General features: G+C 71.0%; 15 protein-coding genes and 1 tRNA gene. 11 read left to right on the forward strand and 5 right to left on the reverse strand.

The genetic code is table 11. From position 1 onward, the window contains the following. Genes ACSMXX_RS27985 through ACSMXX_RS27995 form a run of 3 tightly spaced genes read left to right on the forward strand, consistent with a single transcriptional unit; the run spans position 1 to position 2,696 of the window. Entirely contained in the window at positions 1-1,452 is a 1,452-nt protein-coding gene (locus tag ACSMXX_RS27985; RefSeq protein WP_473181443.1) for an Nramp family divalent metal transporter, read from the forward strand. A 10-nt stretch (positions 1,453-1,462) separates the two neighbouring features. Further along, positions 1,463-1,846 (forward strand): hypothetical protein, encoded by a 384-nt coding sequence (locus tag ACSMXX_RS27990; RefSeq protein WP_473181444.1) that lies wholly within the window; start codon positions 1,463-1,465, stop codon positions 1,844-1,846. Between the two features lies 1 nt (position 1,847). Beyond that, positions 1,848-2,696, forward strand: a complete 849-nt coding sequence (locus ACSMXX_RS27995) for an NAD(P)-dependent oxidoreductase (protein WP_473181445.1) — start codon at positions 1,848-1,850, stop codon at positions 2,694-2,696. A 666-nt stretch (positions 2,697-3,362) separates the two neighbouring features. Here ACSMXX_RS27995 and ACSMXX_RS28000 read toward each other — a convergent pair. Then, a tRNA-Leu gene (locus ACSMXX_RS28000) sits at positions 3,363-3,447 on the reverse strand. A gap of 153 nt (positions 3,448-3,600) precedes the next feature. Here ACSMXX_RS28000 and ACSMXX_RS28005 point away from each other — a divergent pair. From ACSMXX_RS28005 to ACSMXX_RS28015, 3 genes are all read left to right on the forward strand, one after another. After that, positions 3,601-4,935: a M20/M25/M40 family metallo-hydrolase gene (locus ACSMXX_RS28005; protein WP_473181446.1), complete on the forward strand. Its 1,335-nt coding sequence runs from the start codon at positions 3,601-3,603 to the stop codon at positions 4,933-4,935. A gap of 252 nt (positions 4,936-5,187) precedes the next feature. Continuing rightward, positions 5,188-5,421: a chaplin gene (locus ACSMXX_RS28010; protein WP_473181447.1), complete on the forward strand. Its 234-nt coding sequence runs from the start codon at positions 5,188-5,190 to the stop codon at positions 5,419-5,421. 168 nt (positions 5,422-5,589) lie between these two features. Continuing rightward, positions 5,590-6,285 carry a chaplin gene (locus tag ACSMXX_RS28015; RefSeq protein WP_473181448.1) on the forward strand — a complete coding sequence of 232 codons (696 nt, stop codon included), beginning with the start codon at positions 5,590-5,592 and terminating at the stop codon, positions 6,283-6,285. A gap of 109 nt (positions 6,286-6,394) precedes the next feature. On the opposite strand, the gene ACSMXX_RS28020 is transcribed toward ACSMXX_RS28015, so the two are convergent. Next, positions 6,395-6,583: a DUF5703 family protein gene (locus ACSMXX_RS28020; RefSeq protein WP_037976561.1), complete on the reverse strand. Its 189-nt coding sequence runs from the start codon at positions 6,581-6,583 to the stop codon at positions 6,395-6,397. A 47-nt stretch (positions 6,584-6,630) separates the two neighbouring features. Here ACSMXX_RS28020 and ACSMXX_RS28025 point away from each other — a divergent pair, with 47 nt between their 5' ends. Continuing rightward, a complete protein-coding gene (locus ACSMXX_RS28025; RefSeq protein WP_473181449.1) occupies positions 6,631-7,302 on the forward strand; it encodes a hypothetical protein in 672 nt (223 codons plus the stop codon). A gap of 218 nt (positions 7,303-7,520) precedes the next feature. Here the strand turns inward: ACSMXX_RS28025 and ACSMXX_RS28030 are convergent, their stop codons facing one another. Together ACSMXX_RS28030 and ACSMXX_RS28035 are read right to left on the reverse strand one after the other, a co-directional pair. Next, on the reverse strand, positions 7,521-9,596 hold the full coding sequence (locus ACSMXX_RS28030; RefSeq protein WP_473181450.1) for a helix-hairpin-helix domain-containing protein: 2,076 nt from the start codon (positions 9,594-9,596) through the stop codon (positions 7,521-7,523). After that, a complete protein-coding gene (locus tag ACSMXX_RS28035; RefSeq protein WP_473181451.1) occupies positions 9,593-10,579 on the reverse strand; it encodes an aldo/keto reductase in 987 nt (328 codons plus the stop codon). The genes ACSMXX_RS28030 and ACSMXX_RS28035 overlap by 4 nt, the downstream gene beginning before the upstream one ends. A 75-nt stretch (positions 10,580-10,654) precedes the next feature. On the opposite strand from ACSMXX_RS28035, the gene ACSMXX_RS28040 reads away from it, so the two are divergent. Further along, positions 10,655-11,713 (forward strand): LLM class F420-dependent oxidoreductase, encoded by a 1,059-nt coding sequence (locus ACSMXX_RS28040; RefSeq protein WP_473181452.1) that lies wholly within the window; start codon positions 10,655-10,657, stop codon positions 11,711-11,713. 181 nt (positions 11,714-11,894) lie between these two features. Here ACSMXX_RS28040 and corA read toward each other — a convergent pair whose 3' ends face one another. Continuing rightward, entirely contained in the window at positions 11,895-12,878 is a 984-nt protein-coding gene (gene corA, locus ACSMXX_RS28045; RefSeq protein ID WP_473181453.1) for a magnesium/cobalt transporter CorA, read from the reverse strand. A 76-nt stretch (positions 12,879-12,954) separates the two neighbouring features. On the opposite strand from corA, the gene ACSMXX_RS28050 reads away from it, so the two are divergent. The 3 genes from ACSMXX_RS28050 (at position 12,955) to ACSMXX_RS28060 (ending at position 15,336) form a co-directional block, all read left to right on the forward strand. Then, on the forward strand, positions 12,955-13,683 hold the full coding sequence (locus ACSMXX_RS28050) for a histidine phosphatase family protein (protein WP_473181454.1): 729 nt from the start codon (positions 12,955-12,957) through the stop codon (positions 13,681-13,683). A 67-nt stretch (positions 13,684-13,750) separates the two neighbouring features. Next, a complete protein-coding gene (locus ACSMXX_RS28055; RefSeq protein WP_070012440.1) occupies positions 13,751-14,341 on the forward strand; it encodes a DUF3090 domain-containing protein in 591 nt (196 codons plus the stop codon). After that, the gene (locus tag ACSMXX_RS28060; RefSeq protein ID WP_473181455.1) at positions 14,338-15,336 is read left to right on the forward strand and encodes an SCO1664 family protein; all 999 of its coding nucleotides are present in this window, start codon (positions 14,338-14,340) and stop codon (positions 15,334-15,336) included. Before ACSMXX_RS28055 ends, ACSMXX_RS28060 begins: the two co-directional genes overlap by 4 nt. The last annotated feature ends 77 nt before the right edge of the window (positions 15,337-15,413 follow it).

Here is a 15,413-nt window from a genome sequence, read left to right on the forward strand (position 1 = left end):
ATGACAGATCAGAACCAGGCGACGGCGACGGGCGAGCACCTCACCTATCCGGAACCACCACACAGACTGCGACGGCGCCTCACCCTCGTCGGAGCCGCGACCGTTCTCGGCCCCGGCGCCATCATCGCGTCGGCCAACATAGGCAGCGGCGAGATGATTTTCGCCTCGCGAGGCGGTTCGATCTTCGGCTACGCGCTGATATGGGCGTTCGTCGTGGCGGCGATCACGAAGGCGGCGCTGGCGTACTCCATGAACCGCTACACCGTGGTGGCCGGGGAGCACCCGATGACCCGGTGGGCCACGGTCTTCCCCGGCCCGAAGGGCTGGTTCCCGATCGTCTTCGGAGCGACGTCGATCGCCGTCGTGCCGTCGTGGATGAGCGGCCTGGGCCTCGGCATCGGCGATCTGATCGGCGAATCCACGGTCGGCACCGGAGCGATGTGGGCCTCTCTTCTCATCGTCCTCTCTGCGGTGCTCTCCTGGGTGGGCGGCTACGACCGGCTTGAGACGGCGCAGACCGTCATCGTCGGGTTCATGCTGCTCGCCATCGCCGTCAGCGTCATCGTCCTGGAACCCGACTGGCTCGGTGCGCTGCGCGGATTCGTCCCCTCGGTCCCCGAGTACGCGACGTGGCTGGAGGCCGACTACCCGGACATCGCCGAGCGTTCGGTCTGGCTGGAGATCGGCGCCTACCTCGGAGCGGTCGGCGGCGGCACCTATGACTACATCGCCTACGCCGGCATGCTCCGCGAGAAGAAGTGGGGCCTGCTCGCGCACCGTGACGTGAAGACGTTCAGCGAGCGGTTCGCCAAGGCCGGCCGCGGGTCGTACCTGCCCCTGTCCCCGGACCCGGAGGAGGCCGAGAAGGCACGGGCATGGTCCAGGGTGCCGCTCGGGGACGCGATCCTCTCCTTCTCCGCGATCACGGTCTTCTCCATCATGTTCATGGTGAACGGGGCGTCGTTGCTGTCGGAGGAACGGCTTGTTCCTTCGGAGGATCAGACCCTCACCCACCAGGCCGGGTTCCTCACCGCCGTCCACCCGACCTTCGAGTACCTCTACTTCGTGGCGGTCTTCTTCGCCTTCTTCGGCTCCCTCTACGCCTTCTGGGAGATGTACAGCTACACGGCCTACGAGAGCCTGGGCGCGGTCTCCGACCGGGTACGCCTGGCGGGCCAGCGGTCCGTACGTCCCTACCTCTACGGCTACATGCTGGTGACGTCGCTGATCCTGGTGTGGACGGTGGGCGAGCTCGTGGTCATCGTGACGCCGGCGTCCGTACTCGGCGGCCTGCTGATGAGCGGGGTCTTCTGCCTGGCCATCGTGTGGACGGAGAAGAAGGTGCTTCCGCCGCAGTACCGGCTGAAGACCGGAGCCCGCTGGTGGGTGATCATCTCGGGGATCGTGCTGTTCCTGCTGGGCGTGGTCTCCACCTGGGAACTCTTCGCGTAGGGAGAGAACGATGCGACCTGGAACCCTCATCATGGCGGCCTGCCTGGCGCTGGTGTCCTGCCTGCGCTTCACCGAGCAGGCCTACGGTCTCGCGGCGCTGTTCGCCGTCCTGGCGCTGGGCGCGCTCGCGCTCGGGTCACGCCCCGGGCGGCCGGCGTCGCCGCCGCCCGCCGAATTCCCCTCGGCCGGCAGCGTGAAGGCGGCTTGGGCCACGCACGCGAGGAACGCACGTACCTGGCGCGCGATCGCGCTCTTCGGCTTCGCGGCCAGCGCGGTCGGCGCGTTCGTCTTCCCGCCGATGGCTCTGGTCGTGGCCGGGCTGTCGGTGTACGCGGTGCACCGGATGCGCCAGTCACGGCAGTCCACGTACCTGCTCGGGAAGGTGACCGACTGAGATGCGGACCGGATTCGTCGGCCTGGGCACCCTGGGAACACCCATGGTGCGTGCGTTGCTCGGGGGCGGCTGGGCGGTGTGCGTGTACGACCTCGACGCGAGCCGCGTGGAGGCCTGCGCGCGGGCCGGCGCAGAGGCGGCCGGTTCGGTCCGGGAGCTGGCCGGTCAGGAACTGGTGGCGGTGGCGGTGCCGGACGACGACGCCGTGACCCTAGTCCTGGCCGGCGACGAAGGGCTCTTCGCGCTGCTGGCTCCCGGTTCAACGGTCGTGCTGCACAGCACCGTGCGGCCGGAGACGGTGCGCCGTCTGAGCGAGCTGGGAAGCCGGCGCGGCATCCACCTGCTGGACGCCCCCGTCAGCGGCGGACCGGCGCGCGCGGAGAGCGGCGACCTGACGGTCATGGCCGGCGGCGACGGCGACGCGTTCCGGCGCGCGGAGCCGTTGCTGCACACCGTGGGCTCGGAGGTGGTGCACGTCGGCCCGTCCGGAGCGGGCGCGGCGGTCAAGCTGGCCAACCAGCTGATGCTCTTCAGCGCCCTCGCCGGAGTGCACGAGGCCCTGGACCTGGCTGCGGCTTACGCCGTCCCCGAGGAGGCCGTCCTCGACGTCGCCCGGACGAGCCTCGGCGACTCCTGGGTGGTGCGCAACTGGGGCTTCTTCGACGGGATGGCGGCCGATTACGACCGCGGCGGCACGCCCGTACGGGAGCGGTCGTGGAGCAAGGACCTTTGGGACGTCGTCGTCACCGCCCGCGACGCGGACCTGCGGCTGCCCGTGGCAGGTCTGCTGACACAGCATCTCACCGAGGTGGTCGAGGACCACGCCCGCAGGAGCCGGCGCGAGCGGTGAGCGGTGCTCACGGCGCGCGGACGTGCACGGAAGCCGTGAACCGCCAGGTCCCCTCGCAGGGACGAGCTTCGTCCCGTTCCTGCCACAATTGGTCAACATCAACGTCGAGCACCAGCCGGCGGCCCATCACATCCACACCGCCCTCGGCCTGACGGAACACTGGCCGGCTGGTGACGTCTTTCCCGGCAGTACTCGGGGCAATCCCGAACTCCGGAAAGGCGGCACCAACCAGTAACGCCCCAGGGGGTGAACGCTCCGTCCTCGTCCCCGCCTCGGAGCACGAGGGTGCTCCGCTGACGACTCGGACGGAGCCCCAGGGTGCCTTAACGGTCCTATGCATCAAGCCAATTGACAGTTCGTCAGGGGCGAACCTCACGATCATGCTCGCGGTTCTCATCGGGCCACCCGGCAGTGCCGATATCGCTGAGAGGCGGGGGCTGGCGACGCACCTGGGCATCCCGTTGCGCGGCACCGCTGTGCTCAGCGCGCTGCCAAATGCTTGCGTTCGTGGTCGTCTGCCGTTCCGAGCCGAGCGTCATTCGAGCTGCGGCCTGAGGGTGGCTCTCGGGTCTGTCTGACCTGAGCAAGATCATCCCTGTTCGTCACGCGGCTCGTCGTACGACAGCGGTAGAGGTGTAAAACCCCTAGCCAGAGGGGCTCCATCGGTGTCGGGAGGGGGACTTGAACCCCCACGCCCTGTAAAGGGCACTAGCACCTCAAGCTAGCGCGTCTGCCATTCCGCCACCCCGACAAGGTGCGGCGCCCGCCATCGGCGTGCGGCCGGGGACAACTTTAACACTGCGATGAGGGGTCCCGATCACCCCCGCTGCCCTCCCTGCCCTTGGGAGCGGGCGTTGTGAGAGGGAGTATGGGGGCGGACCCCGCGGCGATACGAGGAGGCAGCGTGAACCAGTCGACCCCTGCACCGGCCGGTGACGGACCGAGCGCCGAGAGCGAGGTCGTCGACCTCTGCCGCGATCTCATCCGGATCGACACCAGCAACTACGGCGGCAACGAGGGTCCGGGGGAACGTGCCGCCGCCGAGTACGTCGCGGAGAAGCTCGCCGAAGTGGGCCTGGAGCCCGAGGTCTTCGAGTCCCGACCCGGCCGCGCCTCCACGGTCGCCCGCATCGCGGGGGAGGATCCCTCCCGTCCCGCCCTGCTGATCCACGGGCACACTGACGTCGTGCCGGCCAACGCCGCGGACTGGACGCACGACCCCTTCTCCGGAGAGATCGCCGACGGCTGCGTCTGGGGACGCGGCGCCGTCGACATGAAGGACATGGATGCGATGACCCTCGCCGTCGTACGCGACCGGCTGCGCAGCGGACGCAGGCCGCCGCGCGACGTGGTGCTGGCCTTCCTCGCCGACGAGGAGGCCGGCGGCGTCTACGGGGCCCGGCACCTGGTCGACAACCACCGTGACCTCTTCGACGGCGTCACCGAGGCGATCGGCGAGGTCGGCGGCTTCTCCTTCACGGTCAACGACGACCTGCGCCTGTATCTGGTGGAGACGGCTCAGAAGGGCATGCACTGGATGCGGCTCACGGTCGACGGCACGGCCGGGCACGGGTCGATGACCAACAACGACAACGCGATCACTGAACTCTGCGAAGCCGTGGGCCGGTTGGGCCGGCACAAGTTCCCGGTGCGTGTGACCAAGACCGTGCGGTCCTTCCTGGACGAGCTCTCCGACGCCCTCGGCACGGAACTCGATCCCGAGGACATGGAGGAGACGCTCGCCAAGCTCGGCGGCATCGCGAAGATCATCGGCGCCACCCTGCAGAACACCGCGGCGCCCACCCAGCTCGGCGCCGGCTACAAGGTCAACGTCATCCCGGGCCAGGCCACCGCCCATGTCGACGGCCGCTTCCTGCCCGGCCACGAGGAGGAGTTCCTCGCCGATCTGGACCGGGTCCTCGGGCCGCGCGTCCAGCGTTCGGACGTCCACGCCGACAAGGCGCTGGAGACGAGCTTTGACGGCGCACTGGTGGACGCGATGCAGACCTCGCTGAAGGCCGAGGATCCGGCCGCGCGGGCGGTGCCGTACATGCTGTCCGGCGGCACGGACGCCAAGTCCTTCGACGACCTCGGCATCCGCTGCTTCGGATTCGCGCCCCTGAAGCTTCCGCCCGAGCTCGACTTCGCGGGCATGTTCCACGGCGTCGACGAGCGGGTGCCGGTGGAGGGGCTGAAATTCGGGGTCCGTGTACTCGACCGCTTCCTGGATCAGTGCTGACTCGGCCAATGCTGATTCGCCCGGTGCCGGACTGAGCCGCCCGTACGGTCCGTGTCGGCGGAGAGCCGCCGTCGGGTTTTTCCGGAACGGTGTGCGGTCTCCCGTCCGTCCGTACGGGCGGGATATTCGGGCAGTTGTGCGCGGGGGCCCGGAATGGGTGAATGCCCGCGTCGCCTCGTACCCGGATTCCTCCATCCTCGTTACAGGAGATGCGGTTCGCGGTTTGAACCGCATGCCAACGAGGAGGAATTCATGATCAAGAAGGTCGCCGCCGTCGCGGCTGCCGCCGGCGGTCTGATGCTCGCGGGTGCGGGTGTCGCCGCCGCCGACCAGGGGCTTGCGGGAGCCGCCGGAAACGCTTCCGGTGTTGCCTCCGGCAACAACGTGCAGGCCCCGGTCCATGTCCCGCTGAGCATCTGCGGCAACACGGTGTCCGTGGTCGGGGACATGAACATGGCCGGCGGCAACGCCTGCCCCGGCAACTGAGGTCATCCTCAACGCATGACGAAGTGAAGTCCGGCGGCGCGGCGCGTGTGTACGCGGCCTCGACGCCGTCCGGCCTTCCGGGGGGGATACGCGAATTCACGAATCCACTCCCCTTCGTGCGCCCTTGTAATACCCACTGGCAGAAAGCAAGGCAGGGGAATCAGAACCATGCGACAGGTCACCAGAAAAGGCCTGATCACCGTGGCCGCGGCGGGCGGCGTGCTCGCCACGTTCTCGGGAGGTACGGCGTTCGCGGACTCCGCGACTCAGGGAGTCGCCGGTAACGGGTCAGGAGTGCTATCGGGCAACAACGTCCAGGCGCCCATCAACGCCCCGATCAACGTGTGCGGCAACACGGTGAGCGTCCTCGGGTCTCTCAACTCGGCATCGGGCGGCAGCTGCGGCGACAGCGGTTCGACGCGGACGAGCGGCACCGCCGGGGACTCGGACGGCATCGGCTCCGGGAACAACGTCCAGGCGCCGATCAACGCTCCGGTCAACGTGTGCGGGAACGGCATCAGCGCGCTGGGCGAGTCCAACGGCGCATCGGGCGACTGCGGCGGCGACTCCGACGTCACACCGCCGACCGACGAGGAGCCGGAGAACCCGGGCCCGGACAACCCCGGACCTGAGAACCCGGGCCCGGACAACCCCGGACCTGAGAACCCGGGCTCGGACAACCCCGGGGGCGGCAACGACGTCACCCCGGCGTCCGACGTGCGGACCGCGTCCGAGCCGATCACCGGCGAGCTGGCGCACACCGGTGCCGGCGAGATGATCGGCATCGGCGCCCCGCTGAGCGCGGGCCTGATGATCGGCGGCTTCGTTCTCTACCGTCGTGCCTCGCGGCTTGCGCGGCGCTGAGTAGGGACAGCCTGAAAGAAGGCGGAGCGGGCACCACCCGGGTGGTGCCCGCTCCGTCGCGTTGTGCTGTCCGTCCTGTCCGTCGTGCCGCCTCCTTGGGCCGGGAGGCTCACCAGGTCGCGTGCAGCTGGCGGATGATCCGGCGGCGCAGCCGCACCCTGCGGCTGCCGTCGGGGTAGAGCCGTGTACGGGCCAACTCCCAGTGCCCGTACTCGGCATGGTCTGTCAGCAGTCGGGTCGCCGCCTTGCGGGACACCCCGCGAGGAACGTACACATCGCGAAATTCGTATTCCGGCATCTCATCTATTGTGCGGGCAGAGGACGGATCCGGATAGCGTCTGCACTATGTCTGATGCTGAGCAGCCCACCGCTGCCGACGTACGCGCCGCCGCCGAAGCGGTGAAAGCCGCGCTGGACCGGCACCTCGAAGCGGTCGAGCGCCGGGCGGAAGGGGCCGGGAAGGACAACGGGAACGGCGCCTCCGACACCGCTGTCTACGCCGCGTTCGACGAACTCGCCGCGGCGGGCGAGGCCTACGACGAGCTGCTCTACGAACAGTACGACGAGGTCACTCCGTTCGAGATCCCCGGGGGCGACTCGATGCCCGCCTACACGGGCCCCGAGATCCCCAGCGCCCTCAGCGTGCTGATCCGGCGGGACTACACCGTCGTGGAGCCGCAGAGGCTGCTTGCCCAGGCTCAGCGCGTCACCGACCTCGACCCGGACTCGGCGGACGAGGACGGCCCGGCGACGGGGTCGGCGGGCGGCAGTGTGCACGCGGCGCTGGGCGTCCTCTTCGGGGAGTACGAGGCCGACGAGATCGCCACCCGGCACAAGGAGTTCGGTCTGGACGAGGGCGACTCGACGCTCTGGGTGGCGGCGGCCGACGAGCCGAGCGAGCCGGGGGAGTGGCTGACGGCGCCGTTCGAGCAGGCCGACCCCGAAAGGGTGATCTGCCGCTTCGATGTCAGCTCCGTCTTCGACGAGGCCGACATCGAGCTGGACGACGAGGAGTGACCGCACAGGTGGTGTGACCCTGTGCCGGTGGTGCCGCGTCGGGGCCGCCGACGGCGGCGGGGCTCCTGTGAGCCCCGCGCCCGTCCCGTCCGGCCCGCCTTCTCCCTGCTCGTGATGCGCAGCCTGTACTAGGGCGTGTCCGCAAAGTCCCTCCCAGACTCCGTCTGGGTGGGGTCCCCGGCCCTAACGGGCGGACGACGCTAGTTTGCGGACACGCCCTAGGGGAGCTCTGTCTGCGGCTGGTCTCCCGGCCCGTCCGGCGTCCCGCTTTCCGCACCCGGGGCAGCCGCTGCCTCGGCCGCTCGGGCGGACTGGGCCAGCAAGGCCCGCAGCCGCGTGGTGCGGGCCGGAGCCGTGACCGAAGCCACGGCTTTGGGAAGGGCGTCCTCCGCGCCGTGGACGACCGACAGATGCCGCTCGCCCCGCCCGAAGGCCGTGTACACCCACTCGCGGGTCAGTGCCGAGGCGGCATCGCCCGGCAGCACCGCGACCACGGCCGGCCAGCTCATGCCCGCCGCCTGATGGGCCGTGACCGCCCAGCCGTGCCTGACCTCATCCGCGACGCGGTCGCGTGCGACGAGGACGCTCTCTCCCGTCACGGCGTGCTCGAGCCGCAGCCCGTCCTCCTCGCCGGAGACGACCACGGCCGGTTCCGTACGGCCACGGGACGGGGTGTGGACCACGCGGTCGCCCGGGTCGAAGCCGTCGAGGCGTCCGGGGCCGGGGTGGAGCCGCTCCTTGAGCGCGGCGTTCAGCGCCCGGGTGCCGGCCGCTCCGCCGTGGCCGGTGGTGATCACCTGGGTGTCGCCGGATGGGACGCCGATTGCCCGGGGCACCGAGTCGGCCACGAGCTGAACGGTGCGGTGGACCGCCTCGCCCGCGTCCCGCACCGGAACGATGACGACTTCCTTGCCGGGCGCCTCCACCTGGCTCAGCTCGCCGATGCCGATACCGGAGACGAGCTCGCCGATCGGCCCGGGATCCGGAGTGCGCGAGGCGACGCGCGGACAGGCACCGCTGGAGAGGACGTCGGAGAAGACCTGGCCGGGCCCGGCCGAACCGAGCACGTTCGGATCGCCGCTGAGTACCAGTCGCGCCCCGTCCGGCAGTGACTCCACGAGGGCGGCGGCTGTCTCGGCGTCGAGCTGCGGGGCGTCGCAGACGATCAGCAGGTCGAGCTCCCACCCGCCCTCCGCGTCCCGTCCCGGGCCTTCCCGGCCGTCGAGCAGCCCGGCGACCGTGACGACGGACGGCGCCGCCTGAGCGCCCCCGCCGTCGGGGGCACCGGCGGGCAGCAGGCCTGTGAGACGGTCGCGTCCGCGTGCGCTGTGCACGGCGGCGCAGACGCGCAGCCCCGACCGGGCGGCTGCGGCGAGGAGCGCGGCGGGCTCGGCGCGGGCGGCCTCGCCACCGGTGTGGGCGACCAGGCCGTGTCCGGCGGCCGCCCGGATCAGCTCTGCCGCGGACGGCGACGGAGCGGAAGCGCTCGCGGCCTCCCAGCCCTCCCAGCCCGTACGGGACGCCTCACCCGATGCGGCCTCCTGAGCGGAAGCGCTGATCAGCCGCGCCAGCCCGTCCGCGAGGCTCTCTTCCGCGAGCGCATAGCGGTCGAGCCCCAACAGCAGCCGTACGGGCCGCTCTTCGGGCTCTTCCTGGCCCTCGCCGCCCGGGGCGGGCGCTTGCGGAAGCCCGCCAGGGGGCATGGCGTCCAGCGCGTCCTCAAAGACGAGGACGGCTCCCGCGTCGATGGCCGTACGGACCGCCTCGTCCGGCTCCGGAACCGCGTACTGGGAGAGGCCCTTGGACAGCCCGGCCGGTTCCAGGGCCGTGTGCCCCGCCAGCGCGGCGCGCTCCAGCAGCCACACCACGAGCGCCTGTGCGCGCCGCTCGTCGCCGGGGCCGCTCTCCTCGCCGAGCAGGGCGCGGGCGAAGCCGTCCGCCTGCTCGGGCTTCACGCCCCGGACGGCGAGCAGCTGCCACGGGTCGGAACGGAGCAGCCCGGCTGCCTGCTCGCCGAGGGCCTCCGCGACCCGCGGGGCGAGCGTCTCCGGAGCGCCGCCCTCGGCGAGCACGTCGCGCAGCGTGTCCGGGACGGTGACCGGGCCGCGCTGTGCGGCACTGCTCGCGCTCGCGGCGGCGGACACGGGCCGCGGCCCCGCTGATGCCGCGGGGGCATGCGGGCGTGGTGAAGGCGGCTGCTGTCCGGACTCGGTGAAGAACGAAGCGGCGGCGCGCTCGCCGCTCTCCACCGCCCGTACCGCCGCGAGGAGTTCGGCTGCCTTGTCGTCCGTCACAGCTCGCTCCAGTCCTGGTCGGGATAGCGGTGCACCGGCGCTGACACATCGTCGAGCGCGTGGCAGATCTCGTCAGGAAGACTAAGGCCCTCCACTGACAGCGCCTCGGTGAGCTGCGCGGCCGTGCGCGCACCGACGATGGGCGCGGTCACCCCCGGCCGGTCCCGTACCCAGGCCAGCGCCACCTGCAGCGGTGAGACCGCCAGCCCGTCGGCGGCCGTCGAGACGGCGTCGACGATCGAGCAGGCTGTCTCGTCGAGGTACGGGGCGACGAAGGGAGCCATGTGCTCGGAGGCTCCGCGCGATTCGGGCGGCGGGTCGGCACGGCGGTACTTGCCGGTGAGCACGCCGCGCCCCAGCGGCGAGGAGGGCAGCAGGCCGAGGCCCAAGTCGACGGCGGCGGGCAGCAGTTCACGTTCGACGCCGCGCTGGAGCAGCGAGTACTCCATCTGTGTGCTCGCCAGCCGGGTGCGCGTGGCGGGGGCGGCGAGCTGCCAGGTGGCCGCCTTGGCGAGCTGCCAGCCGCTGAAGTTGGAGACCCCCGCATAGCGTGCCCGGCCGCTGCTGACCGCGATGTCCAGGGCCTGCAGCGTCTCGTCCAGCGGTGTCCCGGGGTCGAAGGCGTGCACCTGCCACAGGTCCACGTAGTCGGTGCGCAGTCTCTCCAGGGAGGCGTCGAGCGCCGCCAGGAGATGTCCGCGTGAGCAGTCGAAGCGGCGGTCCGGGTCGGGCACGCTGCCCGCCTTGGTGGCGACCACCAGGTCACGGCGCGGCACGAGGCCTTCCAGCAGCCTGCCCAGGAGGTACTCGGCGCCGCCGGCCCCGTATACGTCGGCGGTGTCGACCAGCGTGCCCCCCGCTTCCCAGAACGTCTTGAGCTGGTCGGCGGCGTCCCTCTCGCCGGTGTCCCGGGCCCAGGTGAGGGTGCCGAGGCCGATTCGGGATACGCGCAGGCCGGTACGGCCGAGGTGCCTTGCCTCCATGGGCGTTGAGGTTACTTGTGAGCGCACGCTAGAGTCCCCGGGACAGTGACGTTACTGATCAGTAAGGGGGCCGGTATGCGGCTCGGTATCAACCTCGGCTACTGGGGCGCGGGGATGGACGCGGACAACCTCGCCGTCGCCCGCGAGGCGGACCGTCTCGGCTACTCGGTCTGCTGGGCCGCGGAGGCCTACGGCTCGGACGCCCCCACCGTCCTGTCCTGGGTGGCGGCGCAGACCGAGCGGATCGACGTCGGCTCGGGCATCTTCCAGATCCCCGCCCGTACGCCCGCGATGACCGCCATGACGGCGGCCACTCTCGACTCGCTCTCCGGCGGGCGCTTCCGCCTCGGCCTCGGCGTCTCGGGGCCGCAGGTCTCCGAGGGCTGGTACGGCGTGAAGTTCGACAAGCCGCTCTCCCGCACCCGCGAGTACGCCGAGATCATCCGCAAGGCCATGTCCCGCGAGCGTCTCAGCCACCAGGGCGAGCACTGGACGCTGCCGCTGCCAGACGGTCCGGGCAAGCCGATCAAGCTGACCGTGCACCCCGTACGTGCGGAGATCCCGCTCTACATCGCGGCGATCGGCCCGAAGAACCTGGAGCAGACCGGCGAGATCGCCGACGGTGCCCTGCTGATCTTCTTCTCGCCCGAGCACGCGGAGGAGACCACGCTCCAGCACCTGCGCACAGGACGGGAGAAGGCCGGCAAGGGCCCGGGCCTCGACGGTTTCGACGTGTGCCCGACGGTGCCGATGGCGGTGGGGGAGGACGTCCACGCGCTGGCCGACCAGTTCCGCCCGTACACGGCGCTCTACGTGGGCGGCATGGGCAGCCGCAAGCAGAACTTCTACAACCGGCTGGCACAGCGCATGGGTTACGAGAAGGAGGCCGCCGAGATCCAGGACAAGTACCTGGCGGGCGACAAGGAAGGTGCTGCGGCCGCCGTGCCGCACGAACTCATCGACTCCACCACCCTCCTCGGCCCGGTCGAGCGGATCTCCGAGCGGATGCGCTCCTACGCCGAGGCCGGAGTGACCACTCTCTCCCTCGCCCCGGCCGGCTTCGCGCTGGAGGAGCGCATCGCAGGGCTGAGGGCGGGCGTCGAAGCACTGGAGCGGGCCGGAGTGGCGTCGTAGCGGCCGCCTGAGGGCATGCCTACGGCCGTGGAGGGGGCTCGGGGGTCATCCCCGCCACGGCCGTTACGCATCTCAACGCGCGGCGCGCGCAAGGGTTACGCAGTCGGTCACACCACGTCGGCCGCCCTCCGGCGGAACCGCTACGTGCGAACCGCTCCGTGCGGCGGCGTGAGACGTACGGTCAGATCCACCCGCGGCGCTTGAAGACCCGGAAGAGCAGCAGACAGGCCGTCACGATGACTCCGAGCACGGCCGGGTACGCCCACACCCAGTGCAGCTCCGGCATGTGCTCGAAGTTCATGCCGTAGATCCCGGCGATGGCCGTGGGCACCGCGAACATGGCGGCCCAGGCGGAGATCTTCCGCATGTTGTCGTTCTGCCGGACGCTCATCTGGGCGAGGTTCGCGGAGAGGATGTCCGACAGCAGCCGGTCGAGGCTGTCCACCTGCTCGTTGACGCGGGTCAGATGGTCGCTCACGTCGCGGAAGAACGGCCGCGAGTCCTCGTGGACGAACGGCACTCCCGCACGCATCAGCCGCTCCAGCGGCTCGGCCAGCGGCCCGGTCGCCCGCCGGAAGCCCAGAACCTGCCGTTTGAAGGCGTAGATGCGGCCTGCGGTGTCACGGGCGGCCTGGGCCTCCGGGGAGAAGACGTCCTCCTCCAGTCCGTCGAGGCTGATCTGGAGATCCGCGGCGATGTCCATGTACTGGTCCACGATGGCGTCGCTCACCGCGTACATCACGGCCGTCGGCCCGTGCCGCAGGACCTCCGGCTCGCGTTCCAGCCGCTCGCGCACCGTTCCGAGCGGATTGGCCTCGCCGTGGCGGACCGTCACCACGAAGGAGTCGCCGACGAACAGCATCAGCTCCCCGGTGGCGACGGCTGCCGTGGACTGGTCGTAGGAGACGGGCTTGAGCACAAGGAAGAGGGAGTCCGCGTAGACCTCCAGCTTGGGACGCTGATGCGCGTGCAGAGCGTCCTCGACGGCGAGCGGGTGCAGACCGAACTCGCTTGTCACAAGCTCGAATTCGGCCTCGGTCGGCTCGTGCAGCCCGATCCACAGAAAGGCGTCCCCGGCCGCCCTGGCCTCGTCCAGGGCATCGGAATAGTCGGACGGCCGCTCCGTGCGGCGTCCTTCCCGGTAGATGGCGCAGTCCACGATCACGACTGGTCATTGTGCCCTGAGGCCGCCCACCGGACCACCGGCGGGCACCCCGGAGCGCTCGCCTACGCTGGCAGGCATGCCCACGCTCATCCTCGTACGGCACGGCCGCTCCACCGCCAACACCTCCGGACTGCTCGCGGGCCGCACGCCCGGAGTGGCCCTGGACGACCACGGCCGGACCCAGGCCGCGGCGCTTCCCGGGCGGCTGGGTGCGCTGCCGTTGGCGGCGCTCGTCACCAGCCCCATGCAGCGCTGCCGCGAGACCCTGGAACCGCTCCTGCAGGCACGGCCGGAGCTGCCCCTGCACACCGATGAGCGCATCTCCGAGTGCGACTACGGCGACTGGAGCGGGCGCAAACTCGCGGAGCTGAGCGACGAACCGCTGATGACGACGGTGCAGCAGCACCCGTCCGCGGCGGCCTTCCCCGGCGGGGAGTCGATGCGCGCGATGCAGGCGCGGGCCGTGGAGGCCGTACGGGAGTGGAACGTGCGCATCGAGGCGGAGCACGGGGCGGACGCGCTGTTCGCCATGTGTTCGCACGGCGACATCATCAAGTCGGTCGTCGCGGACGCTCTCGGCATGCACCTGGACCTCTTCCAGCGCATCGCCGTCGGCCCGTGCTCGCTCACCGTCATCCGCTACACCCCGCTGCGGCCCTTCCTGCTGCGGCTGGGGGAGACGGGCGAAGTGGACTCCCTCGTACCGCCGGAGCCCGCGCCCGGCGACGCGGGTGACGAAGGCCCGCACGGCCAGGAGGACTCCCCGGACCACGGCAGCGACGCCGCAGTGGGGGGCGGAGCCTAAGCAGGAAGATCGGCGCGGCAGTAGGGTGCCTTAGACCGATCAGACGTCGACGACAACGGAGCAGGACGTGTCCCGTCAGGTGTTCCTCTACGACCCGCCGGACCGATTCATCGCCGGTACCGTCGGGCTGCCAGGACGGCGCACCTTCTACCTCCAGGCGTCGGCATCGGGCCGCACCACCAGCGTCGCCTTGGAGAAGGCACAAGTGGAGGCCCTGGCCGAGCGGATCGACGAACTGCTGGACGAGGTCGTGCGCCGCTCCGGCGGCAACGCACCGGTGCCCGCTGTGGCGCCTGCCGAACTCGACGACACGCAGCCGCTGGAGACCCCCGTCGAGGAGGAGTTCCGCGTCGGCACCATGGCGCTGGCCTGGGACGGTGACGGTGAGCGGATGGTCGTCGAGGCACAGGCCGTCGTCGAACTGGAGGCCGACTCCGACGAGGATCTCGCCGACGCCGAGGAGCGGCTGCTCCAGGACGACGAGAACGGGCCGCCGATGCTCCGCGTACGCCTCGACGGCACCATGGCCCGGGCGTTCGCCAAGCGCGCACTCGAAGTCGTCAACGCCGGCAGGCCGCCGTGTCCGCTGTGCAGCCTCCCGCTCGACCCGGAAGGCCATGTGTGTCCGCGTCAGAACGGATACCGGCGCGGCGAATGAACCAGGCAGCCGATTGCGGTCGTCCGCCGCGACAGGAGCAGCAGGCCGCTTCGCCCGCGGCCGAGGAGACGCGCACCCGCCTGGAGTTCGGCACGCTGTCCGTACTGGGACAGATCCGGCAGGCCTCCAACGCCGTGCTCTTCGGCGAGGTCGAACACGAAGGGCACCGGGTCCCGTGCGTGTACAAGCCGGTGGCGGGCGAGCGGCCGCTGTGGGACTTTCCTGACGGCACGCTCGCACAGCGGGAGGTCGCGGCGTACGAGATCTCCCGCGCGACCGGCTGGGATCTGATCCCCGCGACGGTGCTGCGGGAGGGACCGTACGGCGAGGGCATGTGCCAGGCGTGGGTGGGGCCGCTGCCCGGAGCCGCGTCCGAGGATGGGGACGAAGACCCGGACCGGGCCCTGGGCGTCGGCGCGGGCGCCGATGAGGGGGACGCGGCGGACGGCGCTCACGGGGCCGCCGGGGACGACGACACCGCCGGGGACGACGAGGCCGGCGCCGCCGGCGGCCGGGAGCTGCTCGCCATCGTCGAGGGGGACGAGCCGGGCGAGGGCTGGAAACCCGTCGGGCACGTGGACACCGGCTCCGCGCGGCCCGCGCTTCTCGTGCACGCCGACGACGAACGGCTGCGGCGGCTGGCAGTCGTCGACGCCGTCATCAACAACGGCGACCGCAAGGGCGGTCACCTGCTGACCCTCCCCACGGGCGCGCTGTACGCCATCGACCACGGCGTCACCTTCCACGTCGACGACAAGCTGCGCACCCTGCTGTGGGGCTGGGCCGGCGAGGAACTGACATCCGAGGCGACCGCGACGCTGCGCGGGCTCGGCACGGCGCTCGCCGACGGCGCCCCCCTCGCCGCCAGGCTCTCCGGGCTGATCACCACGGCCGAAGCAGAGGCCCTGCGCAAGCGGATCGACGGCCTGGTCAGCTCCGGCCGCCACCCGCTGCCCAGCGGCGACTGGCCGGCCATCCCGTGGCCCCCCGTGTGACACGTACGCACGCGCCCGTGAGACACCTGCGCACGCTGCTGTCCGCGGTCAAGACCGCCTATCCGGCCATTTCCGCA

It is taken from the genome of Streptomyces sp. DSM 116795, from assembly GCF_055792905.1.

Coding starts and splice junctions, on each gene's coding strand:
- ACSMXX_RS27985 (WP_473181443.1), top strand. CDS start 1: ATGACAGATCAGAACCAGGCGACGGCGACGGGCGAGCACCTCACCTAT.
- ACSMXX_RS28035 (WP_473181451.1), bottom strand. CDS start 10,579: ATGGAGGCAAGGCACCTCGGCCGTACCGGCCTGCGCGTATCCCGAATC.
- ACSMXX_RS28025 (WP_473181449.1), top strand. CDS start 6,631: ATGTCTGATGCTGAGCAGCCCACCGCTGCCGACGTACGCGCCGCCGCC.
- ACSMXX_RS28060 (WP_473181455.1), top strand. CDS start 14,338: ATGAACCAGGCAGCCGATTGCGGTCGTCCGCCGCGACAGGAGCAGCAG.
- ACSMXX_RS27995 (WP_473181445.1), top strand. CDS start 1,848: ATGCGGACCGGATTCGTCGGCCTGGGCACCCTGGGAACACCCATGGTG.
- ACSMXX_RS28015 (WP_473181448.1), top strand. CDS start 5,590: ATGCGACAGGTCACCAGAAAAGGCCTGATCACCGTGGCCGCGGCGGGC.
- ACSMXX_RS28010 (WP_473181447.1), top strand. CDS start 5,188: ATGATCAAGAAGGTCGCCGCCGTCGCGGCTGCCGCCGGCGGTCTGATG.
- ACSMXX_RS27990 (WP_473181444.1), top strand. CDS start 1,463: ATGCGACCTGGAACCCTCATCATGGCGGCCTGCCTGGCGCTGGTGTCC.
- ACSMXX_RS28050 (WP_473181454.1), top strand. CDS start 12,955: ATGCCCACGCTCATCCTCGTACGGCACGGCCGCTCCACCGCCAACACC.
- ACSMXX_RS28020 (WP_037976561.1), bottom strand. CDS start 6,583: ATGCCGGAATACGAATTTCGCGATGTGTACGTTCCTCGCGGGGTGTCC.
- ACSMXX_RS28040 (WP_473181452.1), top strand. CDS start 10,655: ATGCGGCTCGGTATCAACCTCGGCTACTGGGGCGCGGGGATGGACGCG.